The sequence below is a fragment of the Ewingella sp. C233 genome (genome assembly GCF_055407225.1).
This window is the reverse complement of record NZ_JBUZRI010000001.1, coordinates 2,314,534-2,341,001: the sequence shown is the minus strand read 5'-3', so window position 1 is coordinate 2,341,001 and position 26,468 is coordinate 2,314,534. Positions and strand designations below refer to the sequence as shown.

The 26,468-nt window shown below is 54.8% G+C and carries 24 protein-coding genes; 7 read left to right on the top strand and 17 right to left on the bottom strand.

Annotation, left to right across the window (positions count from 1 at the left end; genetic code table 11):
• Positions 1-28: 28 nt before the first annotated feature.
• The 4 genes from zitB to ACZRKO_RS10545 all read right to left on the bottom strand — a co-directional run bounded on the left by zitB (position 29) and on the right by ACZRKO_RS10545 (position 5,296).
• On the bottom strand, positions 29-988 hold the full coding sequence (zitB, locus tag ACZRKO_RS10560; protein WP_463737142.1) for a CDF family zinc transporter ZitB: 960 nt from the start codon (positions 986-988) through the stop codon (positions 29-31).
• A gap of 12 nt (positions 989-1,000) precedes the next feature.
• Positions 1,001-4,201, bottom strand: coding sequence for an ATP-binding protein (locus tag ACZRKO_RS10555; RefSeq protein ID WP_463737141.1), 3,201 nt, complete (start codon positions 4,199-4,201; stop codon positions 1,001-1,003).
• Positions 4,198-4,812, bottom strand: coding sequence for a response regulator (locus tag ACZRKO_RS10550; RefSeq protein ID WP_463737140.1), 615 nt, complete (start codon positions 4,810-4,812; stop codon positions 4,198-4,200). Before ACZRKO_RS10550 ends, ACZRKO_RS10555 begins: the two co-directional genes overlap by 4 nt.
• 142 nt (positions 4,813-4,954) lie before the next feature.
• Positions 4,955-5,296, bottom strand: coding sequence for a protein YbgS (locus ACZRKO_RS10545; protein WP_463737139.1), 342 nt, complete (start codon positions 5,294-5,296; stop codon positions 4,955-4,957).
• Between the two features lie 223 nt (positions 5,297-5,519).
• Between ACZRKO_RS10545 and aroG the strand changes: the two genes are divergently transcribed.
• Complete coding sequence (aroG, locus tag ACZRKO_RS10540) at positions 5,520-6,572, top strand: 3-deoxy-7-phosphoheptulonate synthase AroG (protein ID WP_463737138.1); 1,053 nt, start codon at positions 5,520-5,522, stop codon at positions 6,570-6,572.
• Between the two features lie 49 nt (positions 6,573-6,621).
• On the opposite strand, the gene ACZRKO_RS10535 is transcribed toward aroG, so the two are convergent.
• From ACZRKO_RS10535 to modE, 9 genes are all read right to left on the bottom strand, one after another.
• Positions 6,622-8,079 (bottom strand): MFS transporter, encoded by a 1,458-nt coding sequence (locus ACZRKO_RS10535; RefSeq protein WP_463737137.1) that lies wholly within the window; start codon positions 8,077-8,079, stop codon positions 6,622-6,624.
• 115 nt (positions 8,080-8,194) lie between these two features.
• The gene (gene gpmA, locus ACZRKO_RS10530) at positions 8,195-8,947 is read right to left on the bottom strand and encodes a 2,3-diphosphoglycerate-dependent phosphoglycerate mutase (RefSeq protein WP_463737136.1); all 753 of its coding nucleotides are present in this window, start codon (positions 8,945-8,947) and stop codon (positions 8,195-8,197) included.
• A gap of 153 nt (positions 8,948-9,100) precedes the next feature.
• Positions 9,101-9,433, bottom strand: coding sequence for a PsiF family protein (locus tag ACZRKO_RS10525; protein WP_463737135.1), 333 nt, complete (start codon positions 9,431-9,433; stop codon positions 9,101-9,103).
• Between the two features lie 180 nt (positions 9,434-9,613).
• Positions 9,614-10,660 (bottom strand): galactose-1-epimerase, encoded by a 1,047-nt coding sequence (galM, locus tag ACZRKO_RS10520; protein WP_463737134.1) that lies wholly within the window; start codon positions 10,658-10,660, stop codon positions 9,614-9,616.
• Positions 10,654-11,805 (bottom strand): galactokinase, encoded by a 1,152-nt coding sequence (galK, locus tag ACZRKO_RS10515; RefSeq protein ID WP_463737133.1) that lies wholly within the window; start codon positions 11,803-11,805, stop codon positions 10,654-10,656. Before galK ends, galM begins: the two co-directional genes overlap by 7 nt.
• Positions 11,802-12,851 (bottom strand): galactose-1-phosphate uridylyltransferase, encoded by a 1,050-nt coding sequence (gene galT, locus ACZRKO_RS10510; protein WP_463737132.1) that lies wholly within the window; start codon positions 12,849-12,851, stop codon positions 11,802-11,804. The genes galK and galT overlap by 4 nt, the downstream gene beginning before the upstream one ends.
• Before the next feature lie 33 nt (positions 12,852-12,884).
• On the bottom strand, positions 12,885-13,901 hold the full coding sequence (gene galE / locus ACZRKO_RS10505; RefSeq protein ID WP_463737131.1) for a UDP-glucose 4-epimerase GalE: 1,017 nt from the start codon (positions 13,899-13,901) through the stop codon (positions 12,885-12,887).
• 243 nt (positions 13,902-14,144) lie between these two features.
• Positions 14,145-15,617, bottom strand: a complete 1,473-nt coding sequence (gene modF, locus ACZRKO_RS10500; RefSeq protein WP_463737130.1) for a molybdate ABC transporter ATP-binding protein ModF — start codon at positions 15,615-15,617, stop codon at positions 14,145-14,147.
• Positions 15,618-15,865: 248 nt separating this feature from the next.
• Positions 15,866-16,648, bottom strand: a complete 783-nt coding sequence (gene modE / locus ACZRKO_RS10495) for a molybdenum-dependent transcriptional regulator (RefSeq protein WP_463737129.1) — start codon at positions 16,646-16,648, stop codon at positions 15,866-15,868.
• Between the two features lie 191 nt (positions 16,649-16,839).
• Here modE and ACZRKO_RS10490 point away from each other — a divergent pair, with 191 nt between their 5' ends.
• The 4 genes from ACZRKO_RS10490 (at position 16,840) to modC (ending at position 19,919) form a co-directional block, all read left to right on the top strand.
• Positions 16,840-16,998 carry an AcrZ family multidrug efflux pump-associated protein gene (locus ACZRKO_RS10490; protein WP_463737128.1) on the top strand — a complete coding sequence of 53 codons (159 nt, stop codon included), beginning with the start codon at positions 16,840-16,842 and terminating at the stop codon, positions 16,996-16,998.
• Positions 16,999-17,169: 171 nt separating this feature from the next.
• Entirely contained in the window at positions 17,170-17,943 is a 774-nt protein-coding gene (modA, locus tag ACZRKO_RS10485) for a molybdate ABC transporter substrate-binding protein (protein ID WP_463737127.1), read from the top strand.
• A gap of 225 nt (positions 17,944-18,168) precedes the next feature.
• Positions 18,169-18,858, top strand: coding sequence for a molybdate ABC transporter permease subunit (gene modB / locus ACZRKO_RS10480; protein WP_463737126.1), 690 nt, complete (start codon positions 18,169-18,171; stop codon positions 18,856-18,858).
• Complete coding sequence (gene modC, locus ACZRKO_RS10475; protein WP_463737125.1) at positions 18,858-19,919, top strand: molybdenum ABC transporter ATP-binding protein ModC; 1,062 nt, start codon at positions 18,858-18,860, stop codon at positions 19,917-19,919. Before modB ends, modC begins: the two co-directional genes overlap by 1 nt.
• A gap of 77 nt (positions 19,920-19,996) precedes the next feature.
• On the opposite strand, the gene ACZRKO_RS10470 is transcribed toward modC, so the two are convergent.
• Positions 19,997-20,818, bottom strand: a complete 822-nt coding sequence (locus ACZRKO_RS10470) for a pyridoxal phosphatase (protein WP_463737124.1) — start codon at positions 20,816-20,818, stop codon at positions 19,997-19,999.
• Positions 20,819-20,998: 180 nt separating this feature from the next.
• On the opposite strand from ACZRKO_RS10470, the gene pgl reads away from it, so the two are divergent.
• Both pgl and ACZRKO_RS10460 read left to right on the top strand, forming a co-directional pair.
• Positions 20,999-22,000, top strand: coding sequence for a 6-phosphogluconolactonase (pgl, locus tag ACZRKO_RS10465; protein ID WP_463737123.1), 1,002 nt, complete (start codon positions 20,999-21,001; stop codon positions 21,998-22,000).
• A gap of 220 nt (positions 22,001-22,220) precedes the next feature.
• A complete protein-coding gene (locus tag ACZRKO_RS10460; RefSeq protein ID WP_463737122.1) occupies positions 22,221-23,741 on the top strand; it encodes a methyl-accepting chemotaxis protein in 1,521 nt (506 codons plus the stop codon).
• Between the two features lie 81 nt (positions 23,742-23,822).
• On the opposite strand, the gene ACZRKO_RS10455 is transcribed toward ACZRKO_RS10460, so the two are convergent.
• From ACZRKO_RS10455 to ACZRKO_RS10445, 3 genes are all read right to left on the bottom strand, one after another.
• Positions 23,823-25,133: a putative acyl-CoA thioester hydrolase gene (locus ACZRKO_RS10455; protein WP_463737121.1), complete on the bottom strand. Its 1,311-nt coding sequence runs from the start codon at positions 25,131-25,133 to the stop codon at positions 23,823-23,825.
• Positions 25,134-25,225: 92 nt separating this feature from the next.
• Positions 25,226-25,708: a kinase inhibitor gene (locus tag ACZRKO_RS10450; RefSeq protein WP_463737120.1), complete on the bottom strand. Its 483-nt coding sequence runs from the start codon at positions 25,706-25,708 to the stop codon at positions 25,226-25,228.
• A 41-nt stretch (positions 25,709-25,749) separates the two neighbouring features.
• Positions 25,750-26,445, bottom strand: a complete 696-nt coding sequence (locus tag ACZRKO_RS10445) for a type 1 glutamine amidotransferase domain-containing protein (protein ID WP_463737119.1) — start codon at positions 26,443-26,445, stop codon at positions 25,750-25,752.
• Positions 26,446-26,468: the final 23 nt, after the last annotated feature.

The following is a 26,468-nucleotide window of genomic DNA, read 5'->3' as shown; positions in this document are numbered from 1 at the left end:
GGCGCTGTGCGTTTGAGGGCCAAACAAATTAGTGGTGATGAGCGTGGCTGTGGTTGTGCCCGTGATGATCATGCCCGGCTTCTGCCGCACTGCTTTCGTTAATCAGGCAATCCGGAGTGCTGCACTCGCCGTATTCCATCTGAATGGTGGCGTGGCCGATGCGGTATTTATCCAGCAGATACTTTTGTATCCGGCCGAGTAGCGCATCATGGTCGTGCGGCGGTATAACCTGCACATGCAATGTCATCAGGCGTTGTTCGCCAATCTGCCATACATGAACGTGGTGTACGCTGCGCACTTCGGGGATGGTGACGGACAGGTCTTTTCGTAATTTATCAATATCCACCTCCTGCGGCGTGCCTTCGAGCAGCTCATGAAAACTCTCTTTCATTAAGCGCCATGCATTGTTCAGTACCAGACAGGAGACCAGCACCGACAGAATCGGGTCAATCGGCGTCCAGCCTGTCTTCATGATGATAAGCGCGGCCGCGACGGCTCCGATAGAACCCAGCAGGTCACCCATCACGTGAAGCGCCGCAGCGCGCACGTTGAGATTGGCTTTCTCTTCTCCCTGATGCAGTAACCAGAAGGAGAAAAGATTGGCGAACAGTCCGGCAATACCCACCACCAGCATGGTTCCGCCCATAACCGGTTGAGGGTTAACAAAGCGGGCGATCGCTTCCCAGACGATCAAAATAACGATAACCAACAGCGCAGCCGCATTCACAAACGCCGCCATGGTCGTCAGGCGCAGGTAGCCAAAGGTGTGGCTGGCGCTGGGTTTGCGTTTGGCAAAGTGTACCGCCAGCAGGGCGATGAGCAGCGCCGCGGCATCGGTAAGCATATGACCGGCATCGGCCAGCAGTGCGAGGGAGCCGGAGATCAAACCGCCAATGACCTCGACCACCATAAAGATCACGGTGATCAGAAATGCCAGCAGTAACCGGCGGCTATTTTTATCCTGGGGTAAAAATGACGAAGCTGACATACCTATCCTTATCTAAAGTGAAACCGGATGAAGCGCGCCGGATGCCATCTGACTGTTGAGCGTCGTCAGCAGATCCTGCGATAACCGGTGCATTCTATTATAGGCACCGTGTGAAATTCTGCCTTGCTGGCACTGTACGATAACCTCCTGACAAACTGCTGCCGGCGCCGGGTAACCGAGGATCAGCAGGCTGCCTTTGATACGATGAGCGGCATCTTTGAGCGTGTTGATATCTCCGCGCTGATAGGCCATTTCTGCATTCTGGTGATCTTCCATGAGCGTCTGTTGAAGTGTCTGTGTCAGGCGTGCGATCAGTTGCGGATCCTGATTACTGGTCTGCACGAGCCGATCCGGCAGATCACCAAAAGACGTGCAGGTGGGTAACAGCACACGACGAAGGTCATTGAGAGAAATTGGTTTGGTCAGGCAGTGTTCTACATTTAGGTGACTGAGTGGCAATTGGGTGAACTCCTGCACATCGGCGGAGCAAAGAATAATCTGGCTGCGCGTTTGTTGCGGATGCTGACGCTCATGGCGTCGTACCAGTTTGGCAAGCAGAAGACCGTCCGGGCGAGGCATATTGTAATCGATAAACAGTACCCCGAAAGGCGTTGTGGCATGGGCTTGCAGGAAAGCACGGCCATTATCGAAGACCGTGGCGTTGATACCGAACGAAGCAAGCTGGCGCTGCATTAACAGCAAATTGGTAGGATGATCGTCAATCACGGCTACATGCAATTCTGCTGCCACCGAAAGGTGCGGCTCAGATGGCGCGGTCAGCGCTGGCGTCCGGACCAGAGGTGCTGGCAGAACGACGCGAACCTCTGTGCCTTTATCGGGCTGAGAGTTTAGACAGAGTGTGCCTGCCATTTTCTCAACGATCTCTTTGCAAACGGAGAGCCCAAGGCCGCTGCCATGAACGGAAAACCGCTGCGCGCCCTGACCGCGATAGTAGGGTTCGAACAGTTTATCGATCTCATCGTGTTCAATCCCGCAGCCGGTATCACTGACCACAATGTCCAGCAATCCGCCACTCTTTGCCGCTTCCCGCCAACTGACGACGACGCTGATTTTCCCACGTGCCGTGAATTTAATGGCATTACCGATCAGATTATTCATCAGCTGCATTAGACGGTCGCCGTCGATCAACAGCATTTCCGGCAACGGCGTCAGGGATTTGACCTCAAAACTGACCGGCCTCAGGCCAATCAGCGGGGGGTACAGATGCCTCAGTTGTTCCAGCCAGCTAACCGGAGACAGGGGTTTGGGGGAAAGTGTCAGTGTACCGGTGTCGAGGCGGGCGTAGTCCTGCAAATCATTAAGCAGATTCATCAGTGATGAGGCCGAACTGTAGATCAGCGGCAAGTTCTCTCCAGGCGGTGTCTGGCGCTGAAGTTCCAGTTCCAGCAGACCGAGGATCGCATGCATTGGCGTGCGCAGTTCATGGCTGAGCGTTGCCAGAAATTGACTTTTATTACGGTTCGCCGTCTCGGCCTGCTGCCGCGCCAGTTCCAGCCGGTTTCTCTCATCCCGCTCTTTGCGTCGTTCACGACGTTGCAGCCACAGACGGCGCGCCAGAAGCAGCAGCAATATCAAAACAACCGCAGCCAGCAGACTCAGCAGCCAGGTGGTTTGCGGTTGCATGCGGTTATCGTTGACGGCGTCAATCAGGTTACGCCGGTCGCTGGTCCATTCATCACGCAGCGATTGTAAGGTCTGTGGCGGGATCTGTTGCAGATTTTTATCCAGAATCGACAACAGTAAAGGGGAGTGCAAACTCACGCCGAAGGAGATCGGATAAGAAACATTGTTGGCAGCAAAGGCCAGTTTTATAGCCCCGGCGTAGCGCGACAGGGAGATGAAATTGGCGGACACAATGTTATCCGCCAAGGCATCAATCTTACCGTTCGCCAGTGCATCGTACAGCGCCTGAGCGTCATTGAATTCCACACGCAGATCCCCGGCGGGGATGAGTGTTGTCGCCAGATCTCCACGCATCACGCCAATGCGTTTGCCTGCCAGATCCTGCCATGTGGAGACACTGTCGTTGTTCTGGCGAATATAAACACCCCACAGTGAACGGTGGAACGGCATACTGCTTCGGTAACGGTCGCGCGAATCTGGCGACAGCGGTAATACAGCGCGAAACAGCGCCTTCCCCTGACTGACCAGCGCGTCGGCCTGCTGCGGATCACGCGCCCACACCGGCTTAAACGTCAGGCCGGTATTCTGCGCAATGATATTAAGAATATCGACCACAAAGCCGTGTGGCTCACCGTCAGAGCCGCGGTAGACGAAGGGATAATTGTTCTCTGTCGCGGCATAGGGCACGCGGCGATGCAGACGAGCCCACTGTTCTTCGAGCGGGGTGAGCGAGGCATTACCTGCATCCAGATAGCGTGGAATCGGTTTGTTCCAGCGGCCCTGAAGCGTATTCATCACCCCCATCGGTGTGCCGGAGATCGTCTGATTCAGCACCCCGAGCAGGGTAGGATTATTACTGGCGAACACGAAAGAGAGGGTGCCGAAATCCAGCGCACTTTCAATGCGGTAAATCTGGCCGAGCTGCAGTTGATCAACGATAAAACTGGCACTGGCTTCATCAGCAATCAGATAATCACTTTTGCCGTTGAGCAGGGAGTAGATCGCCTGCAAATTATTGTCAAACAGATGAACGTCCGGGGTCAGCTTACGGATGCGCTCGTAGGCCTGCATACCGGTCATTTTGCTGATCGCTATCTGTGCATCGTGGGAATTCACCATAATCTGACGGTTATTCTGCCGGTTGCGCAGGACGCGTAGCGGGCTGATGTAATAAGGCTTGGACGCCCACATACCCGACGGCAGCGCACTGAGCGGGACACCGTAAAAGAGATCGATATCGCCCTGCGTCAGGGCATTTTGTAACGCAGCGAGGGAAGGGTAGCCGCGCAGATCGAGGGTAATGCCCGTGACCTGCTGCACATAGCTCAGATAATCTGCGTTCAGACCATAATAATCATTGTCGATCAGAATGTTATACGGGCTGGTATTGTCACTTAGAATACCGATACGCAGCGTTTTTCCGCGCCACGGGTTCTTCACGCCGCTGAGCAACACATCGGTGGGTAAACTCAGGTTATTCGCCAGATGCAGCGGGACAGGGGCCGCCAGAACGGGAACACCGGTCAGCAAAAAGATCAGTAGCCAGCAGGCGTGACACAGAGATTTCACTGCTGCAACTCTCTGTATACCGCCGCCAGTTCAAGCAGATTACTGGCACCGGTTTTTCGCAGAATACTGTTCTTGTGGGTGCTGACGGTTTTATTGCTGATATTCAGCATCTGGGCTATCTGCAAATTCGAGAGTCCCTGCGCCAGCAAACCGATCACCTGTAACTCTTTCGGGGTTAAGACCTGCGGTTCAGCGGACTCAGCCGGGGCCGCTTGAGGAAGCCATAACGGAAAGAAGCGGTCTCCCTGGCTGACGGCATCGACTGCGGCGACCAACCGGTCCATCGGCTGGCCTTTACTGACAAACCCGCAGGCTCCGCCATTTTGTGCCAGACGGGCGTAGACATCCTCTTCCTGCGCGGTGTAAATCACGATGTTCAGCGCAGGGTAGTGGCGCAGCATTCGTTTCATCAGTTGTAAGCCATCCACCTGTGGCAGACCAATGTCCAAAACCACCAGATGAAAAGCCCGCTCTGTCAGACACTGCATGGCCTGTACATCGTCGGCCACGCTGGTCAACTGCCACGAGTACGCTGATTTCTGCAATGCAGCCTCCAGCGCCACCTGAACTAAAGGGTGATCGTCGACCAGCAGCAGAGACAGTGTAGGCATGGGTTAATCAACGCTAAAAGATAAAAGAACTTTCAGCATAACTGAAGAGGGATCGCTTGCAAACGCCGAAGAAAAAGGGAGCCGAAGCTCCCCTTATGCATCTTATAGGCATTAATTCCGCTAACGAATATCGCGTGCGTTATTAGTTACCCGTTGCTTTGGACTGATTGGTTCCCGGAACCTGATCCGGACAGCGGCCGTCTTTACACATGGCTTTTTTGTGATCGACGGTTTTCTTGCTCATTTTGTGATGCGCTTTATCGGTGCTTTTATGGGCCTTTTTATGGACTTCATTCACCGGCTTATCCGTATCATTAATTTTGCTGTTATCGACACCATTCGGGGCAATTTTTTGAATGGAGCCCGGGCTGCTGGACTCATTCGCAGAACCGTTATTGGAACCCGCGTCAGTGCCCTCTGCAAACGCTGCACCACTACCTAACGTCATTGTTGCGGCAAGAATCATAATCGCAAGCTTGTTCATATCTTGTCTCTCCATCTTATGGTTGTGATATATCGTCGTTGTGTTGCTGTAGAAAATCTCTGTCTAAAGCCTAGCTGATGATTCGCCTGCTGCAATATTATTGAGACTATTCGTAAAGGCTTCGCAGGCTTAAAGTGCATTTACACCAGCGCGCAATGCGGCTAGATTGGACGCGTTCAGCATTTCGCTACGCCTTCATTTTGAAAGACCCAATGGAACAGTTATGAATTATCAAAACGACGATTTACGCATCAAAGAAATTCAGGAACTTTTGCCTCCGGTAGCGCTCCTGGAGAAATTCCCGGCGACCGACAAAGCAGCAAAAACAGTATCTCAGGCCCGTAATGCTATTCATAAGATACTGAAAGGAAACGATGATCGTTTACTCGTTGTCATTGGTCCCTGTTCAATTAATGATCCTAAAGCCGCGAAAGAGTACGCCGCCCGTTTGCTGACTATGCGCGAAGAGTTGCGTGGCGAACTGGAAATCGTCATGCGCGTATATTTTGAAAAACCGCGTACGACCGTGGGCTGGAAAGGGCTGATTAATGACCCGCATATGAACAATAGCTATCAGATTAATGATGGCCTGCGTATTGCACGCAAATTGTTGCTGGATATTAATGATTCAGGTTTACCGGCTGCCGGTGAATTCCTCGATATGATCACGCCGCAATATTTGGCCGATCTGATGAGCTGGGGCGCTATCGGTGCCCGTACGACGGAATCTCAGGTTCACCGCGAACTGGCTTCAGGTCTCTCCTGTCCAGTTGGCTTCAAAAACGGCACAGATGGCACCATTAAAGTGGCTATCGACGCCATTAACGCAGCCGGTGCGCCGCATTGCTTCCTGTCAGTCACCAAATGGGGCCACTCGGCGATTGTCAGCACCAGCGGCAACAACGACTGCCACATCATTTTGCGTGGTGGCAAAAAACCGAACTACAGCGCCGAAGATGTGAAAGAAGTGAAAGAAGGCCTGAAAAAAGGCGGTTTACCCGCGCAGATCATGATCGACTTCAGCCATGCCAACAGCAGCAAACAGTTCAAAAAACAGATGGAAGTCTGTACCGACGTTTGCGGTCAGCTGGCCAACGGTGAGCAGTCTATTATCGGCGTGATGGTAGAAAGCCATCTGGTCGAAGGCAATCAAAACCTCGACAGCGGCGAACCTCTGACTTACGGCCAGAGCGTGACCGATGCCTGCATCGGCTGGGAAGATACCGAAGTTCTGCTGCGTGAACTGGCCAATGCGGTCAAAGCACGTCGCGGTTAATCCGGCACAATAGAAACATGTTTACTGAGCCCCGTTGAACGGGGCTTTTTCATTTTTTGCTTTTGCGCGATACGGCAATACCCGCATCGGGTGCCAAACGGGCGATGTCGATCACCGCCAGCGCTGTCACCGCGGCAATAATCACAAATCCCAACCGGAAAGCGATACCCGGCACCGCCGTCAGCCCTGCTTCCAATGCGATAAATTCTCCCGCCCTGATACTGAGCGCACCGAGCGTGACACCAAGACCCGCCGCCAGCTGTAATGACGTACTGAATAAGGTATTGGCTGAACTCATTTCCGTGTCTGGCACTTCGGCAAAGGCCAGCGTGCTGATCCCGGTAAATTGCATTGAGCGGCACAGTCCGCCCCAGAAAAGCATCACCATTGTCAATATAACCGGACTGGAGGGCGTGAGAAAGGCGCATACCAGCAGGGAGAGGGCGCTGAGCAGCCCGTTGCCGATCAGTAGTTTTTTAAAGCCGAAATGGCGGATCAACGGCGTGGTGGCCGGTTTCATCATCAGATTGCCGGCGAACACGGCCAGCACCAGAATACCCGACTGAAAGGCATCCATCCCGAACCCAACCTGAAACATCAGCGGTAACATAAAAGGCACCGCGCTGATGGTAGTACGGAAAATAAACCCGCCGCGCATGGTGACCTTAAAGCTGTTCACCTTCAGCGAACCTAGCCGGATCATCGGGAAGCGGGCATCACGCAGATGCCTGACCGCCATCCACAGCGCGATACCGCCTGCGGCTAACAGCAGCAGCGCGTAAGTGAGATTAACCTGTTGCTGGCTGCACAGTTCAAGCCCGATCACTAAACACAGCATTGCCACACCCATGGCAATGAAGCCTTTAATGTCGAAGGGCTGCTTGGCCGCTGCGGTGGTATTGGGGATCAGCCGCCAGGCTAAGAGAATGGCCAACGCGCCCAGCGGAACATTAATGAAAAATATCCAGTGCCAGCTGGCATACGTGGTAATGAAGCCGCCAAGTGGTGGCCCGAGAATAGGCGCGACCAGCGCCGGCCAGGTCAGTGTGGCTATCGCCTTAATCAGCTGATCCTTCGAGGTACTGCGCAATACCGCCAGCCGTCCCACCGGCACCATCATTGCACCGCCGATGCCCTGAATAATGCGCATAATGACAAAATCAGTGACGCTGTTTGCGAGCCCGCAAAATAACGATGAGAGTGTGAAGATAAGCAAGGCTGCGCTGAAGACGTTTCGGGCACCGAAACGTTCAGCTATCCACCCACTGGCAGGGATAAGCACCGCCAGTGTCAGCAAATAGGCGCTGATGCCGATATTTAAATCCACCGCCGACACGCCAAACGACAACGCCATACTGGGTAAGGCCGTGGCAATGACGGTGCCGTCCAGAAACTCCATAAAAAAAGCCCCGGCCACCAGCAGTGCCATGGGGGAAATTCCGGCACTACGGTTGGAACTCTCTGCGGGCTGAGGGTTTTCTTCTGATTTGACGTCAGCGCGGGACATAACTCATTCCTGTAGGGATAAATATGCCCCTACTTTATCACTGAAAAACATAAAAAAAGGGACAGCTTTCGCTATCCCTTTTCTGTTTCTGCAATCAAATGCAGGCGTGACGAAATTACTTCGCTTTACCCTGGTTTGCTACGGCCGCGGCTTTCGCTGCGATTTCGTCGGCATTGCCCAGATAGTAACGTTTAATCGGTTTGAAGTTTTCGTCGAATTCGTAAACCAATGGCACACCGGTAGGAATGTTCAGTTCAAGAATTTCGTCTTCGCTCAGGTTATCCAGATATTTAACCAGCGCACGAAGGGAGTTGCCGTGTGCGGCGATGATCACGCGCTCACCGCTTTCGATACGTGGTTTGATAACGTCGGTCCAGAAAGGAATAACGCGGTCGATGGTCAGTGCCAGACTTTCCGTTGTTGGCAGTTCTGCCTGAGACAGTTTCGCGTAACGCGGATCGTGGCCCGGGAAGCGCTCGTCGGCGCGATCCAGTTCTGGCGGAGTCACGGCAAAGCCACGACGCCATTGTTTAACTTGCTCGTCACCGTATTTTGCTGCGGTTTCTGCTTTATCCAGACCCTGCAACGCGCCGTAATGACGTTCGTTCAGTTTCCAGGATTTCTCAACTGGCAGCCATGGCTGATCCAGTTCGTCCAGAACGCTCCACAAAGTATGGATGGCACGTTTCAGCACAGAGGTGTAAGCGAAGTCGAAATGGAAGCCTTCGTCTTTCAGCAACTGACCGGCAGCTTTCGCTTCGGTACGGCCTTTGTCAGACAAATCAACATCATGCCAACCGGTAAAACGGTTTTCTTTGTTCCACTCACTTTCGCCGTGTCTTACCAGAACCAGCTTGGTTACAGCCATAGCTAAACTCCTCAATTAACTGAATTTTCAATGATAACGCTTATCATTATATGGCCTGAGCGCCGCAGACGGCAATCTGATTGTGCGCTGCATTGCCGCCTGCGCCGCTCGAAGTCCCTTCACCATAGCGAATTTAAGAGTTCACTTCAGCCGTTAGCTGGCTTTTTTCAGACAGGTACTCATAAAGGTCTTACGGGCATCGCCTTTGAGATCCTTTTTCCCTGCATCGGCATTACAGGTTTTCATTTTGTTCTGCTGCTCGGTCATTTTCTGATCGGGTTTGGTTTCTGCTTTCAGGCAGTGACTCATAAAGGTTTTACGCTGATCACCTTTGAGCGCCTGGCTGGTGGCCTGTTGATTACAGTCAGTCATTTTTTGACGTTGGGCAGCCTGCGCCGCAGAAGGGGCTTTCGCAGTGTCGGCAGCCAGCGCCGAACCGCCGATGAATAACGTGGTCAGCAGAGGTAAAATCACGGTTAAACGCATAACAGATTCCTTATCAGACGTCCCATTGGCAGGACACTCCCTAAGAGTAGATGGAGTGACGTGCTTTAGCCTAAAAAAAGCGAAGGAGGATGAGTGAACGGTCACATTTCAGGGGGGTAAGCGGAATGGGGGCTGTTAAAACAGGGCCTTGCGGCCCCGCGGGGATCACATCACTTCAGCTTATAATGCGAAAAATTGATAAACCGTTTGTGAACGGTAGATCTGACCGGGTTTGATCCAGCAGCTTGGTTGTGGCCAGGTCGAGTGGTTCGGGCTGTCGGGCAGGAATTCACTCTCCAATGCGACGCCCTGATAGCTGGCATATTCGCCGCCGGTGCGGTTGGGGGTGCCGCCGAGGAAATTGCCGCTGTAAAGCTGGAGCGCCGGAGCGGTGGTAAACACGCTCATTTTCACTTTACCGTCCGCTGACCACAAATGCGCCGCCGGATGTTCGCCGCTGTTGCAGCCGCGGTTGAGCAAATAAGCGTGGTCGTAGCCTTTCACCCGCTGCTGATCGCGGTCGATGAGAAAGTCTTTGGCCAGTGTTTTTGGCACGTTGAAATTCATTCCAGTGTGTTCAACGGGCGTCGGGTCTGCGCAGGGAATACCGTCGCTGTCGATAGGCAGGAAACGGTCAGCAAACAGTTGCAGGGTCTGCTGGCGCGCATCTTTACCTTCACCGTCGAGATTAAAATAGGCGTGATTGGTCAGATTTACCGGGCAGAGCTTATCCACCGTGGCTTTATAGCGGATCTCCAGCCGGTTATCGTCCGTCAGCTGATACTGCACTTCAGCTGTCATATCACCCGGATAGCCTTGATCGCCATCTGGGGAAAACAGCTGGAAACTCACCTTCTTCGCGCTTTGCGACAGGATTTTCCAGCGCCGCGCGTGGAAACCCTCCGGCCCGCCGTGCAGCTGGTGCACGCCCTGATTGGCGACCAGCAGGTGCGGTTTGCAGTCGATCTGAAACTGCGAACGGGCAATGCGGTTGGCGTAACGCCCGACCGTGGCGCCGAGGTAGGCGCTCTGGTTGACGTAAGCCTGCGGATTTTCACAGCCCAGCAGCAGTTCGCGGGTTTCGCCATCAGCCAGCGGTAATTCCAGCGACAGCCAGGTGGCACCCCAGTCCATGAACGTGGCGGTGATTCCCGCTGCATTTTTCAGCGTGACCAGCGCGAAAGGTTCGCCGTCAGGGGCTAACAGCGTATTTTCCGGCTTCAGCATATGCCTGCTCCCTGCGAAGCGGTGCAGACATAAAATGTCTCTTTCAGGCCGGTTTGCGCCGGATACTCACGGGCAACAGTATCGCGTACTGCGTCCACCAGCTCAGCCGGGATCAGCGCCACGATGCACCCTCCAAAACCGCCGCCAGTCATACGCACGCCGCCTTTGTCGCCAATCACGCCTTTAACGATCTCAACCAGAGTATCAACAGGCGGAACGGTGATTTCGAAATCATCACGCATCGATGCATGGGACTCTGCCATCAGTTCGCCCATACGTTTCAGGTCGCCTGCGGCCAGCGCATCCGCAGCGGCCACCGTACGATCGTTCTCGGTGATAACGTGGCGGGCACGGCGGGAAACCACCGGATCCAGTTCGTCGGCAATCGAGAAGAACAGCGAAGGATCCACGTCGCGCAGCGCTTTGACCCCAAAGAAGCGGGCTGCGGTTTCGCACTGTTCACGGCGGGCGTTGTATTCGCTGTCGACCAGACCGCGTTTAACGTTGGAGTTGATAATAACCACGGCGGCGTTTTCCGGCATGGAGACCGCGCGGGTTTCCAGCGAGCGGCAGTCGATTAACAGCGCATGATCCTGTTTGCCGAGGGCGGAAATCAACTGATCCATGATCCCGCAGTTACAGCCAACAAACTGGTTTTCCGCTTCCTGACCATTCAGCGCCAGCGCCACGCCGTCGAGCGGCAGGTTATACAGGGATTTCAGTGCCTGCCCGACGGCCACTTCCAGCGATGCGGAAGAGCTCAGACCTGCGCCCTGTGGGACGTTACCGCTGACGACCATGTCGGCACCGGAGAAATCTTTATTGCGTTGCAGAAGGTGTTTCACCACGCCGCGTACATAATTAGCCCACGGATGGGTTTTGCTGCTGAGGATGGGTTCATCAAGAGAGAACACGTCCTCTTCATTGTCATAATCCGCCGCGATGATGCGGATCTGGCGGTCGTTGCGCTGAGCGCAGGCGATCACTGTTTCGTAGTCAATCGCGCAGGGCAGAACGAAGCCATCGTTATAATCGGTATGTTCGCCGATAAGATTGACGCGGCCCGGAGCTTTGATGGTGATGGTGGCCGGGTAGCCAAATTTCTGCTCAAAGATTTCCAGGGTTTTGTTTTTCAGTTTCATCATTTCACTCCGGCTTCACGATAATGAACATCACTCACCGCCCGCAGACGCTCGGCCGCTTGTTCCGCGGTCAGGTCGCGTTGGGTTTCAGCCAGCATTTCGTAGCCGACCATGAATTTACGTACCGACGCCGAACGTAACAGCGGCGGATAAAAATGTGCATGCAACTGCCAGTGGCTCTGGTCACCTTCCGTATAAGGCGCGCCGTGCCATCCCATCGAATAAGGGAACGAGCACTGGAACAGATTGTCGTAGCGGCTGGTCAGTTTTTTCAGCGCCAGCGCTAAATCAGTGCGCTGTGCGTCGCCAAGATCGGTGATGCGCTGAATATGGGCTTTCGGCAACAGCAGAGTTTCGAACGGCCACGCCGCCCAGTACGGGACCACGGCCAGCCAGTGCTCTGTTTCCACCACGGTACGGCTGCCGTCGGACAACTCGCGCTGTGCGTAATCGACCAGCATCGGCGAGCCCTGTTCCTGCAAATAAGTACGCTGCAAGCGATCTTCGCGTTCGGCTTCATTCGGCAGGAAGCTGTTGGCCCAGATCTGCCCATGAGGATGCGGATTCGAGCAACCCATTGCCGCGCCTTTGTTCTCAAATACCTGCACCCACGGGTAAGTTTTGCCCAAATCCGCGCTCTGTTCCTGCCAGGTTTTCACCACCTCTTCCAGCGCCGCGACGGAGAGCTGCGGCAATGTTTTACTGTGATCGGGCGAAAAACAGATCACGCGGCTGGTCCCGCGTGCGCTCTGAATTCGCATCAACGGATCGTGACTTTCGGGCGCGAAAGGCGTATCCGGCATCAGCGCGGCAAAATCATTGGTGAAGACGTGCGTGCCGGTGTAATCCGGATTCACGTCCCCGGTGACGCGGGTATTGCCCGGACAAAGAAAACAGTCGGGATCGTGCTGTGGCAGGGTCTCCTGCGACGGCGTTTCCTGCTGGCCCTGCCACGGACGCTTGGCCCGGTGCGGGCTGACCAGGATCCACTGGTCAGTCAACGGGTTATAGCGACGATGCGGATGATCGATCGGGTTGAATTCTGACATACCTCTTCCTTTATTCGGGCAGATATCTGGCGCTTAGTCCGGATACCCTTGTGGATTCTTCGACTGCCACAACCAGGTGTCGTTGGCCATATCTTCCAGCGTACGGCTGACGCGCCAGTTCAGTTCCTTGGCGGCTTTGGTTGGATCGGCCCAGTAAGCGGGCAGGTCACCGTCGCGGCGCGGGGCGAAATGGTACTTCACCGGTTTGCCACAGGCTTTGCTGAAGGCGTTCACCACTTCCAGCACGCTGTGTCCGTAACCGGCACCGAGGTTGTAAATGTGCACACCGGCTTTGTCGCTCAGTGTTTTCATCGCTGCGATGTGGCCGTCAGCCAGATCCACTACGTGGATGTAATCACGCACGCCAGTGCCATCCGGGGTCGGATAGTCATTGCCGAAAATGGATACCGACTCACGGCGGCCCACGGCAACCTGCGCGATAAACGGCATCAGGTTGTTTGGAACGCCCTGCGGGTCTTCGCCCATCAGGCCTGACGGATGCGCACCGACCGGGTTGAAATAGCGCAGCAGCGTCATGCTCCATTGCGGTTCGGCACGCTGCACGTCTTCGAGGATTTGTTCGACCATCAGCTTGCTGCGCCCGTAAGGGCTGGACGGATTACCGGTCGGGAAATCTTCGACATACGGGGTTTTCGGCTGATCGCCATAGACCGTCGCAGATGAGCTGAAAATAAAGTTCTTCACGTCAGCTGCGCGCATCGCTTCGAGCAGTACCAGAGTTCCGGTGACGTTGTTGTCGTAGTATTCCAGCGGCTTGGCGACGGACTCACCCACGGCTTTCCAGCCCGCAAAGTGGATCACGGAATGGATTTTGTGCTCGCTGAAAATCTGGTCGAGGATGGCGCGGTCACGTACATCACCTTCATAGAACAGCGGCGTTTTGCCTGACAGTGTGTTAATTCGCTCCAGCACGCTGGCTTTACTGTTATGAAGATTATCTAAAATGATGGGTGTATAACCCGCATCAATTAATTGCACGCAGGTATGGCTGCCAATGTAACCGCTACCACCAGTGACTAAGACGTACATAATTGCTCCTCGATTGTGAAGTAATGACAACAATATCACGCGGTATCGCTGAAAAAGGTGATCTGTGCCCAAGAATATGGAATCGCTTACATTGTTAGTTTACCACTGGCAGCAGGGTTAAGACAGTCAGGGCAGGGAGCGTTGGAGGAAGAGGAGAAGGCTGTCAGGCAAAGTGTGTAATCGATTACACGAAGAAGATATCTACGGAAATAAAGAACTATTTCCGTAGATTTTTTGAAATTCTTACTTCAGTTCATCCAGCTGATACCGGTAGATATCACCGTCCGGGATAAACGATAAACGGTGGGTGATGCACTCCGGCGCGTCCTCAGCGTGATGCGACACGAACAGCAACTGGGTATCTCCTTCGCCAATTAACACATCAACAAAGCGGCGTACCAGTTGGCGGTTGATCGGGTCCAGTCCCTGCAACGGTTCATCCAGAATAAGCAGAGCCGGGTGTTTTACCAGACCGCGGGCAATCAGCGCCAGACGTTGCTGCCCCCATGACAGGCTATGGAAAGGCGTATCTGCTTTATTGCCACCAAGACCGAGCAGCTCCAGCCACTGGCTGGTTAAAAAATACTGACGGTCGGAAACGGCCTGATAAATACCGATGGAGTCAAAGAAGCCCGAGGTAATGACATTGCGCACGCTGGAACTGACGCGGTAATCGAGATGCAGGCTGCTGCTGACGTAGCCGATGTGGCGTTTAATGTCCCAGATGGTTTCGCCACTGCCACGGCGGCGGCCAAACAGCGTCAGGTCATTACTGTACCCTTGAGCGTGGTCACCGGTGATAAGACTGAGTAACGTCGATTTCCCCGCGCCGTTTTCGCCGACAATCTGCCAGTGCTGGCCGGGGTCCACCTGCCAACTGAGATGATGCAAAATGGGGCGATCGTTATATTCCACCACGCCGTTGCGCAGCACGATAAGCGGGCCAGCAGCGGGAGGGCGGACGCGCTGGGTCGGATCTTCTGATTCGGGCAGCGCCATCCCTTTGAGATTTTCACTGTGCGCCAGTTGTGCCACCAGCGCCTGCGCCATCACGGTTTCACGCGGGCCAACCGTCGCCAGTGTGCAATCAGCCAGTACGCCCACATGCTGCACAAAGTCAGGAATATCATCGAAGCGGTTGAGCACCAGCACCACCGTTTGGCCCTGCTGCGACAGACCTGCCAGCAGTTCCGCCAACTGCGCGCGCGCATTGACATCCAGCCCGTCGAACGGCTCGTCCAGCACCAGCAGGTCGGGTTGTTGCATTAACACCTGACACAGCAGCGTTTTGCGGGTTTCACCGGTGGAGAGATATTTGAAGCGGCGATCGAGCAGTTTACTGATGCCAAATTGGGCGGCAAGCCGCGCACAGCGCTGGGGATCTTTGACCTGTTCCTGAATCATTTCAGCGGCGGTGCGGCCGGTGTCTTCTTCGCCGGGGCTGAGCAGGTCGGTGTTATTGCGCTGCCACTCTTCTTCCACCAGTTTCTGCAACTGTTCGAATGAGAGACGCACTGCGTTGTTGAAATCGCTGTGGCTTTCGCCCTTTAGCATCACCAGTTCGCCCGCCAGCGCACGGGCAAGGGCGGATTTCCCGCTGCCGTTTGAGCCGACAAAAGCCCAGCTTTCGCCCTGATTAATGCGTAATTCAGAAAGCTGAAGGGTGCGGGTGTCGCTCAGGCGGTAAACGCCTTGCGAGATAAACAACGATGCCATTTTATATCCCTTAATACCGCCATCTTGCACGTTGCCGCTGCGTTAGCTTCCTTTGCTCACCCTGGGAGCTTAGTGTACTAAGCTCCCAGGGATTCACTCAGTTCCCGCCTGGCTACACCGCGCAATATAGCGATATTGATGCGTTATATTATGAATTAAGGGATAAGCGCATCACTATGTGAAGTCAATTGACAATTCTGCAAACTGTCAAATCTCATTGTGCAAGATGCTGAATTAAAATCATTTTTCTAGCACAGCGTGGCGACGATCACCTTATCATCATCAAATCCGGCAAAGACATTTTGGCCTTCTTTCAGCGCCAGACGGGACACGTCGGCTTCGGCGACAGTGGCACATAAGGTTTCGCCGCCTTCCAGCGTCACCAGAACTTCGCTGTTGTCGCTACCGCGCTGAATGCTCAGCACGGTACCGGCCAGCGAGTTGTGCGTATTCACGGGCTGCGCGGTCAGTGTTATCCACGGCGCTTTGATCAGCACCAGCACCTCTTTACCCGGTGACAGTGTCAGACGATCGGCACTCTGTTGGGTGACGGCAGCCCGGATGCGGGTTTTGCCATCATTGAGTAATACCTCGATGTGCTGCTGGACTGCCTGATGGTCGCGCCCGACCACGTTGCCGAAGAACTGATTACGCGCGCTAGTTTGCAGTGAGAAACGGGAAATGGCGGCCAGCAGACTGTCGAGGGGCAACGTATCTTCTTTTAAGACGTCGAAGGCTTTCTGCTGAATTTGTGCAAGCAGGTCATACAGCTGAATCAGCCTGTCGCCGTAGTGAGTAATGATGGCTCCGCCACCGCCTTTGCCGCCGGTGCTGCGTTCCACCAGCGTCTGGTCCGCCAGCTGATTCATTTCGTTGATGGCATCCCAGGCACTTTTATAGCTGATACCCGCCAGCTTCGCGCCCTGACTGATAGAACCGGTCACTTTGATCTGCTTGAGCAATTCTATACGGCGCGGGTCGGCGAAAATTTTCTGCTGGAGTTTGAGCGTTAACAGGATTTCAGCTTGCATAACGGGCTTCCTTTAAAGGCGATTCCAGCATTGTCGCCGATCCGCGCAGTGACATAAACCACCTCGGGCGTTTTGCCCGGCGAAGTTGGTTAAAAGCTAAAGTAATCTCGTGTCGGGGCTGCTATTATCGCTGACAGGTATGTTTTATCACCGCCATTCAGGCGAGTGTCAGCCAGTTAAGTGAGGCTATCATGTTAGAACTTTTAGAAAGTTTAATTTTCGCTGCGATCATGGTTCCGGTTTTCATCGCGGTGATCTTAGGTCTGATTTGGGGAATGGGCTCAGTCTTTAACGTTATCTCTAACGTTGGCCACTCCAAAGAAAAACGCGAACAGCCGCAACAGCGTTAAAAAAGCGTCATCAGATTCAGAAGCCCGGCCCTTGCGCCGGGTTTTTTTATGGTCCAGATCAATAACCATTACGTTCTTCAAATTCCTGCCGACAAATCAGATGACAACCCCGGTTTCCGCGCTATATTAACGCCTATATAACGAGGCGCACTATCAATGGAGAGATTAAAAATGAAGACTTCTTGGGGCAAAATGTTGACCGCTACTGTGCTGGTCGCCGGCTTTACCGTTCAGGCACAGGCCGCAGATAAAATCACCGTCTTTGCAGCCGCGTCGCTGACCAATGCCATGCAGGACATTGCGTCGCAGTATCAGAAAGAGAAAGGCGTGCAGGTCGTTTCTTCGTTCGCCTCCTCCTCGACGCTGGCCCGCCAGATTGAGCAGGGCGCACCGGCCGACCTGTTTATTTCAGCCGATCAGCAATGGATGGATTACAGCATTAAGAAGCAGCAGATCGTGGAGAATACCCGCTACACGCTGCTCGGTAACGATCTGGTTCTGATAGCCGCGAAAGCCAGTAAAATCGACAACGTTGATATCAGCGACAAAACCGAATGGACCCAATTATTAGGCGACAGCCGTCTGGCCGTGGGGGATCCGGACCATGTACCGGCCGGGATTTATGCCAAGGAAGCGCTGCAAAAACTGGGTGCCTGGGCTACGCTTGAGCCGAAACTGGCCCGCGCCAGTGACGTTCGCGCCGCCATGGCTTTGGTTGAACGCGAAGAAGCCCCGCTGGGTATTGTTTACGGTTCCGATGCACTGGCCAGCCAGAAAGTGAAAGTGGTCGGTGTGTTCCCGGCTTCCAGTCACAAACCGGTCGAATATCCGATGGCGATTGTTAAAGGCCATGAGAATGCTGAAGTCACCGCGTTTTATGATTACCTGAAAACGTCTGCGGCCTCGGCCATCTTCAAACATTATGGCTTTACGCCACGCGGTTAATTCTGCTTTTTTCGCACTACTCCTAAAGTCATCCCAGCGGGGATGACTTTGTTTCGATCCCCGCGACAACATGCTGAAAATCAACGCGCTAAATTCTACTATTCGCTGGTAATACGCCAGTAAAGCCATAATGCTGTGCGCAGGCGCGTTGGTGATTAAAGGCTTTACGTTTTTTGCCGATATTTTATCTCTGGTGTCACATTAATTCAGGATTAACGAACCGACATGATGTTGAGTGAATATGAGTGGCAGGCGGTACTTCTTAGTTTGAAGGTCTCCAGCCTGGCCGTTGTGTGCAGTTTGCCACTGGGTATTCTGATGGCATGGATCCTGGTCCGCTGCCGTTTTCCGGGTAAGTCCCTTCTCGACAGTGTTATTCATTTGCCGCTGGTGCTTCCGCCGGTGGTGATTGGCTATCTGCTGCTGGTGGTGATGGGCAGGCGCGGCGTGGTCGGCGAATGGCTCTATAACTGGTTCGGATTCAGCTTCAGTTTCAGCTGGCATGGTGCCGTGCTGGCCTCGGCGGTGGTGGCTTTTCCACTGATGGTGCGGGCTATCCGCATGTCGTTGGAGGCGGTGGACACTAAACTTGAGCTGGCCGCCCGCACGCTCGGCGCGTCGCCGTGGCGGGTATTTTTCACCATTACGCTGCCGCTGTCGGTGCCGGGCATTATCGTCGGTATTGTGCTGGCGTTTGCCCGATCGCTGGGTGAGTTCGGCGCGACAATCACCTTTGTATCCAATATTCCCGGCGAAACCCGCACCATCCCGCTGGCAATGTATACCCTGATTGAAACGCCGGGGGCTGAAGGTGCCGCCGCCCGGCTGTGCGTGCTGGCCATTGTTCTCTCGCTGGCTTCACTGATGATTTCTGACTGGCTCGCCAAGCGCAGCCGTATCCGGCTGGGGGGCTAATGCTCGAACTCGATTTTAGCCAGCAACTTGGCGACCTGACCTTGCAGGTCAGCCAGAGCTTACCGGCTCAGGGCATTACGGCGATTTTCGGCCTATCCGGTGCCGGTAAAACGTCATTGATTAACGCCATCGGCGGCCTGACCCGCCCTGATTCCGGGCGCATTGCTCTCAACGACCGTCTGTTATCCGATGCAGAAAAAAACATTTTCCTGCCGCCGGAGAAGCGCCGTATCGGTTATGTCTTTCAGGATGCCCGGCTGTTTCCCCACTACCGCGTGCAGGGAAATCTGCAATACGGCATGGCGGCCTCGATGCGCGGGCAGTTTGACAATATTGTGGCGTTGCTGGGGATCGGCCCGCTGTTAAGCCGTTTCCCGCTGACGCTTTCCGGCGGTGAGAAACAGCGGGTGGCGATTGGCCGGGCATTGCTGACGGCGCCTGAGATCCTCCTGATGGACGAACCGCTGGCCGCGCTCGATTTACCCCGTAAACGCGAGCTGATGCCTTATCTGGAAAAACTGGCGAAAGAGGTCAGTATTCCGATCCTCTATGTCACACACAGTCTGGATGAAATTCTGCGACTGGCCGACAAGGTGCTGGTGCTGGATAACGGCAAAGTGCTGACGATGGGAGATCTGGAAACCGTTTGGGCCAGCAACATTATGCGACCGTGGTTGCCGCGTGAAGAGCAGAGCAGCGTACTGAATGTCAGCGTACTGGAACATCATCCGCGTTACGACATGACTGCGCTGGCGATTGGTGATCAGCGCCTGTGGATTGGCAAGGTCGATGCGCCTGCCGGTACGTTGATGCGCGTGCGGGTCAATGCCGCTGACGTCTCGCTTGTGCTGCAACCGACGGCTAACAACAGCAGCATTCGTAATATTCTTCCCGCCAAGGTTCTCGAGTGTCTGGAGATCGGCACACAGGTGGAAGTCAAACTGGCAATGGCCGACCACATTCTCTGGGCTCGCATAACGCCGTGGGCCCGTGATGAACTGATGGTGCGCCCCGGACAGTGGCTGTACGCGCAGATTAAGAGCGTGTCGTTGAGTCGCTAAAGCGTGTTGGTGGATGGGGTGTAGTGAGAAAAACAGGGCACGCGGGAACGTGCCCTGTGATGTGAGAGTGGGAAAACTTACGCCAGCACGCGCGTGCGGATCACTTCCGCGATACCCGGTTTTTCGTTGTCTTCAATCACCAGCGCGGCGCGCTGTTTGATGGCGTCATCGGCATTGCCCATCGCCACGCCTAAACCGACATTCTCCAGCATGCTCAGATCGTTGTAGTTATCCCCGAAGGCCACCACGTCTTGCATACTCATGCCCTGAGACTCCACCCACTCCTGCAGGCGACGGCCTTTGCTGTTACCGCCTTTCGCGATGTCCACCTGATCGTGCCATGACCATTCGCAGGCCAGACCCAGTTCATCTTCGGCCTGTTTGGCGAAGGCGCGCAGCGTATCGTGGTCAGCGTGCGAGGTGGCGAACTTCCATACGGAGTGCGCCTCGTCGGCCGCGTCACGCAGGCTGTTGACCTGCACAATGTTCGGGCGCTGGCCTTCGGGCAGGGTTTCGCCCCAGGCGATCGAACGGCTGACGTGACCGCTTGGCTGCTGGTAGAGCATCGCATCATCGACATACAACAGCCCGTGGATACCGTGATATTCAATCAAATCCACCACTTTTTTGGCTTTGATTTTATCCATCGGATCTGAGGTCAGGACTTTGCGCGCCTGATAGTCATACAGGTAGGTGCCGTTACAGCAGATGGCCGGGGTATCGAGTTGCAGCGCCTGATAAAACGGGTGAATCGCCACGTGATGGCGACCGGTCACCACGATAACCTGGATACCCTGAGCGCGGGCGTCGGCCAGCGCTGCCAGAGATTCAGGCAAGATACGTTTTTGGCGGTCCAGCAGGGTGCCGTCGAGGTCGAGAGCAATAACGCGAAAAGTCATAAGGAACCTATAAGAGGGTCAGAGGATCGAAGAAATTCTCGCCATATTACACCCTTAGGCGGAATGAGAGAACCTCGCCTCAGGCGCTAAACGCCGCGATCCTTCTCTGGGTTATCGTGTTAATCTGAACTACGCTTTAAAAAAACATAACGACTCATTGAGTGTTAATAAGGAGATGTGATGAAGCAAGTTGTCTACGTTGCCAGCCCTGATAGCCAGCAAATCCACGCTTTTCGTCTTGGCGAAACGGGTGAACTGAGCCTGCTGCAAACGGTTGATGTGCCGGGTCAGGTTCAGCCGATGGTGATTCATCCGGACGGCCACCGTCTGTATGTCGGTGTGCGCCCTGAGTTCGGTGTGCTGACTTACCGCATTGATCACGAAGGCAAACTGGAACAGGCCGCTATGGCGCCGCTGCCCGGCAGCCCGACGCATCTCGGAATCGATCTGCAGGGGCGTTTCCTGTTCTCGGCCTCCTACAGCTTTAACAACGTCAGCATTCATCCGATCAACGAAAAAGGTGAAGCGCTGTCACCGGCCCACGTGCTGGAAAATATTCAGGCGCCGCATTCGGCTAACATCGATCCGACTAACCAGTTGCTGATGATCCCGGCACTGAAAGAGGACCGCATTCGCCTGTTCGACTTCAGCCAGCAGGGTGAAGCCACGCCGCATCATCCGGATGCGTTGACGGTTGCCACCGGTGCAGGCCCACGCCATATGGCTTTCCACCCGAATCATCACTTTGCTTACTGCATCAATGAGCTCAACGGCAGCGTCGATGTGTACCAGAAAGAGGTAACCAGCGGTGAGTATCGTCATGTGCAATCGCTGGACATCATGCCGGCTGATTTCAAAGCGACCCGCTGGGCGGCAGATATTCACATCACGCCGGACGGTAAATTCCTCTACGCCTGTGACCGGACATCAAGCCTGATTTCTGTGCTGACGGTCTCTGCAGAAGGCAGCGAGCTGACGCTGGTGGGACATCACGCCACGCAGACTCAGCCACGTGGTTTCAATATTGACCATCAGGGGCGCTTTGTTATCACCGTGGGTCAAAAATCAGATGCCATTGAAGTGGCGAAGATTGATCAGACCAGCGGCGCGCTGACCACCCTGAATGAGTACCCGGTGGGCAAAGGCCCGATGTGGGTCTCGATTCTTGAACTGAAAAATTAACCCTGCTTATGGTTTGGTCTGCTGACTGGACATTACGCCGATGAAAAACTCGCCTCAGCCCTTATGGCTGGGGCTTTTTGTTTTTTGGCCCTTCGTGCCATTGATAAGAAATATCTCCATCTCCCTCTAAATATTGTGCCTACATTGTCGATAACTCTTCTCGTTATCTATATCACCCACGTGTTATTCACGTTTCAGGCTATAAAACAGGGAGAGCAGAATGAGTTTACCTTCAGGGATCACTGGTGTTTTCACCAATGCCAACATCGCCACCAAGCTTGCCGCAGGATTTACGCTGGTTCTGCTGCTCGGTTCTTCGATTGCCGCCTCAGGGATTTATCACCTGACCAGCATCAGCGAACGGGCAGAAAAAGCCACCTTGCTGAAAAGCGTTAACGACCTGCTGGGCGAAGCAAAATATACCCGTCTTTCTTACCTCGCCAACCATGAACAAAAATATGTCGAACAAAATCGGCAGGCGCTGAACAAACTGGAAGGCAAGCTGGAAGAGGTAGCATCCTATCACTGGCAACCGGTAGATCAGGCACAGGTCGATGCCATGCCGGGTAATGTGCAACGCTACCGCGAAAACTGGCAAAACACCCTTAACCCTCCTGCGGGCAGCAATGCGGAGCAAACCCGCGCAGCACTCGCTGCCGCCGGGCTGGCGCTGACCTCTGCCTCTGACCAACTGCTCGACCACGAGATGGCCTATACCCAGGACGAAGTGCGCCGCACCATCAAAGAGATGCTGCTGATCATTGCGGGCACGGTGGTCATTGGTGCGCTGATTTCATGGCGTATGACCCGGCAGATAACCCAGCCCCTGCGCCAGACGCTGGAGGTGGCGAAACGCATCGCCGCCGGGGATCTGACTGCACATATTGTCAGCCACAGCGGCGATGAAGTCGGTCAACTGACCCGCGCCGTGGAAGGTATGAACCAGAACCTGCGAGGGATCATCGGTAACATCCGCCACGGCGTGTTACAAGTGACACGGGCGTCAGGCGAGATCGCCGCAGGAAACATTGATCTGTCCGCGCGGACTGAGCAGCAGGCTTCAGCGCTGGGGCAGACAGCTGCCAGCATGGAGCAACTGACCGCGACGGTGAAACAAAATGCTGACAACGCCAACGAAGCCAGCAAACTGGCCTCGTCGGCGGCCGATACCGCCAGCCGCGGTGGGCAGATAGTGAGTGACGTGGTGGGGGTGATGAAAGACATTGCCGGGAGTTCAAAGCAGATTTCTGAAATCACCTCGGTGATTAACAGCATCGCTTTTCAGACCAATATTCTGGCGCTGAATGCAGCCGTAGAAGCGGCACGGGCCGGTGAGCAGGGGCGGGGTTTTGCCGTCGTCGCCAGTGAAGTGCGTAATCTGGCCCAGCGCAGCGGGCAGGCGGCCAAAGAGATCGAAACGCTGATTGGTCTGTCAGTCAGTAAGGTCAACAGCGGTTCGGCGCTGGTGGGAAAAGCGGGTGACACCATGCAGGAGATTGTCGATTCTGTCGGGCATGTGACGCACATCATTCATGAAATTGCGTCGGCTTCTGAGGAGCAAAGCCGCGGCATCAGCCAGATAGCGCTGGCGGTGGCGGAAATGGATACGGTCACTCAGCAGAACTCGGCGCTGGTACAGCAGTCGGCCAGTGCGGCCGCAGCCCTTGACCAGCAGGCGGTGAATTTGGAGGAGACGGTGGCTGTCTTCCGGCTGGGCAACGAAGCCCCGCAGCCTGCCTGACGCGTTATTCAGGACAGATCACAGGCAATAAAAAAGCCGCCGGGGTGAAATCCGGCGGCTTTTGCATGTCCAGACTGCGGCTTATTTTGCCGGAGGAGTCATGACGTTGTTGTACTGCCACAGGCGGTTGAAGTTGACGTCGTTCAGATCGCGCTGCTGCTTCTCATCTTTCGGTACATTGCCGGTGAAAGCACGACCGGAGAAGGCTGCATCACCCCATGGGTGCAGCTGGTTGTAACCGCTGTCGATCTGGCTGTCGCGGATGACTAACTGGCTGTTTGGTGTGGTCCCGGCAACATAACCGTTCTCAGCACCTTCATCCCAGGCGCGGCCCAGTTGGGCTTTCACGGCCTGACCTTCAAAACCACGGTCGGTGGTCAGTGTACTGTTCGTCACCAGGAAACCGTAAGGCACGTTGGCCGGGGTATTGGGTGCGAAGACGGAAGGCTGTTTCACGCCACGGCTGCTGACGGTGTGGAATTCAACGCGGTCAAACACGGCGCTTGAACGGCCTATGACGTAATCCACATCCCCTTCGATCAGGCTGTTCTGAACGTAAGCACGGCTGTAGCGCTGGTTGTCTGGCTGATTTTTCACGTTAGCGGTGGTCAGCATCAGGGTGTTCTGACGGCCAATCAGGCGCACGTTATCAAGCAGAATATTGTCGCCATCGGTGCGCAAGGCCACCGCAGCGTGGTCGCCCGCGTCAACGCTGTCGAGCGTGCTGTTGACGACGGTCAGGTTCTGCAATTGCAGACCGCTGCTTTGTGACCAGACGGTAGCTGTACAGCCAGCACCGATGGTGGCGGTTTGCTGAGTGGCACAGTTATTGAACATGTACCAGGCACGGGTACCCGGAATGAACTCGCCATTCGGGCTCAGCGTTGCGCGGTAAGCCGCCGGCGTTACTGATGCTTCCAGACCCTGCTGGATCACGACGTCGCCCGGATTGGTGCCTGCGCCGAACAGGGTGATCGGCGGTGCACCGGATGGAATGTAAACCGCGCCGGTATAAGTGCCCGGCAGGATTTTAATGAACACGCGCTCGCCGTGGTTACGCACGCGCAGCGCCGCTTCAATCGCTTGCTGAATATTGGTATATGCCGCGCCGTCGGTACCCATTTGCGGTCCGACCACGAAGTCTGTTTTCACATCGCTGGTGGCGATAAGTTTAGGGAACCAGCCCTGCTGCTGAACCTGCAGGGAACGGCCGCCAAAGGCCAGATACTGTTTGGTCGTAAAGTTTGCGGCTTCATCCGGGCTGAGGATGGGATCAACAGCGGTGCCCGGTGCGACCTGGCTGGAGAGGCCTTCGTGGCTGCTGCTACAGGCCGCCAAAACCAGACTGACGGACAACATGGCGCAGGCGCGCGACAGGGTGGAGATTTTCACTGGGTCTGACTCCTTGATAAACGACAAAAAGCGGCGGTCAGCAAGACTGACCACCGCGTTGCATTCTGACTGGCTCTTTTATACCACAGCAATCAGCTGTATATCACCGTGAGAGATGATTTACCGAGTGTATGGAAATGAATATTGAAGCCGAGGTAAGCCCCGCTGGCTTCTTCGTTGACCTCCAGCGTATCCACATCCAGCGCATACACCGTGAAATGATAACGATGACTTTCGCCTTGTGGCGGTGCCGCACCGCCGTAGCCGGCTTTGCCGAAGTCGGTGCGGGTTTGTACCGCACCGGACGGCAGGCCCGGTTTACCTGAGCCCGCACCTTGCGGTAACTCGCTTACGTCTGCTGGAATATTGGCGACACCCCAGTGCCACCAGCCGGAGCCGGTAGGGGCGTCCGGGTCATAACAAGTGATGGCAAAACTTTTGGTGCCGGCTGGTGCGCCACTCCAGGCTAGGTGCGGAGAGAGGTTATCGCCGCTGTAGCCCATGCCGTTGAACACCTGCGCCTGCGGCATCTTTTCGCCGTCTTTTAGATCATTGCTGGTTAATGTAAATACCATACAGCCCTCATCTTAATGTGATTGTTTTCAACGCATTTAGCTTATTTGATGACGTCGCCGCCGCCCAGCAATTTCAGCAGAGCCTGCGCAACGTTTGCAGATGATGCCGGGTTCTGGCCAGTAATGAGCTTACCGTCGGTGACAACATAAGGCCGCCAGTCGGCCGCTTTACTGTAATCGCCGCCGTTCTTTTTCAGCTCATCTTCCACCAGGAACGGAACAATATCGGTCAGGCCCACCGCGTCTTCCTCGCTGTTGCTAAAACCGGTTACGCGTTTGCCTTTCACCAGCGGCGTGCCGTCGGCCAGTTTGACATCCCTGAACACGCCGGGCGCATGGCACACGGCAGAAACAGGTTTACCTGCCGCCCAGAAATCTTCGATCAGTTTGACCGAGTGGGCATTTTCGGCGAGATCCCACAGCGGGCCGTGGCCGCCAGGATAAAATACTGCATCAAAATCTTCCGCTTTCACCTCTGACAGTTTGACGGTATGGGCCAGCGCATGTTGCGCGTTTTTATCCTGACGAAAACGATCGGTCGTTTCCGTCTGGGCATCTTTCTCATCACTTTTCGGATCTAACGGCGGCTGTCCACCTTTCGGCGAAGCCAGCGTCAGTTCGGCACCCGCATCCAGAAACTGATAATACGGAGCGGTGAACTCTTCCAGCCAGAAACCGGTTTTCTTCCCGGTGTCGCCGAGTTTATCGTGCGAGGTCAATACAATCAGTAATTTCATGTTATCTCCTGTGTGCCCGGAAA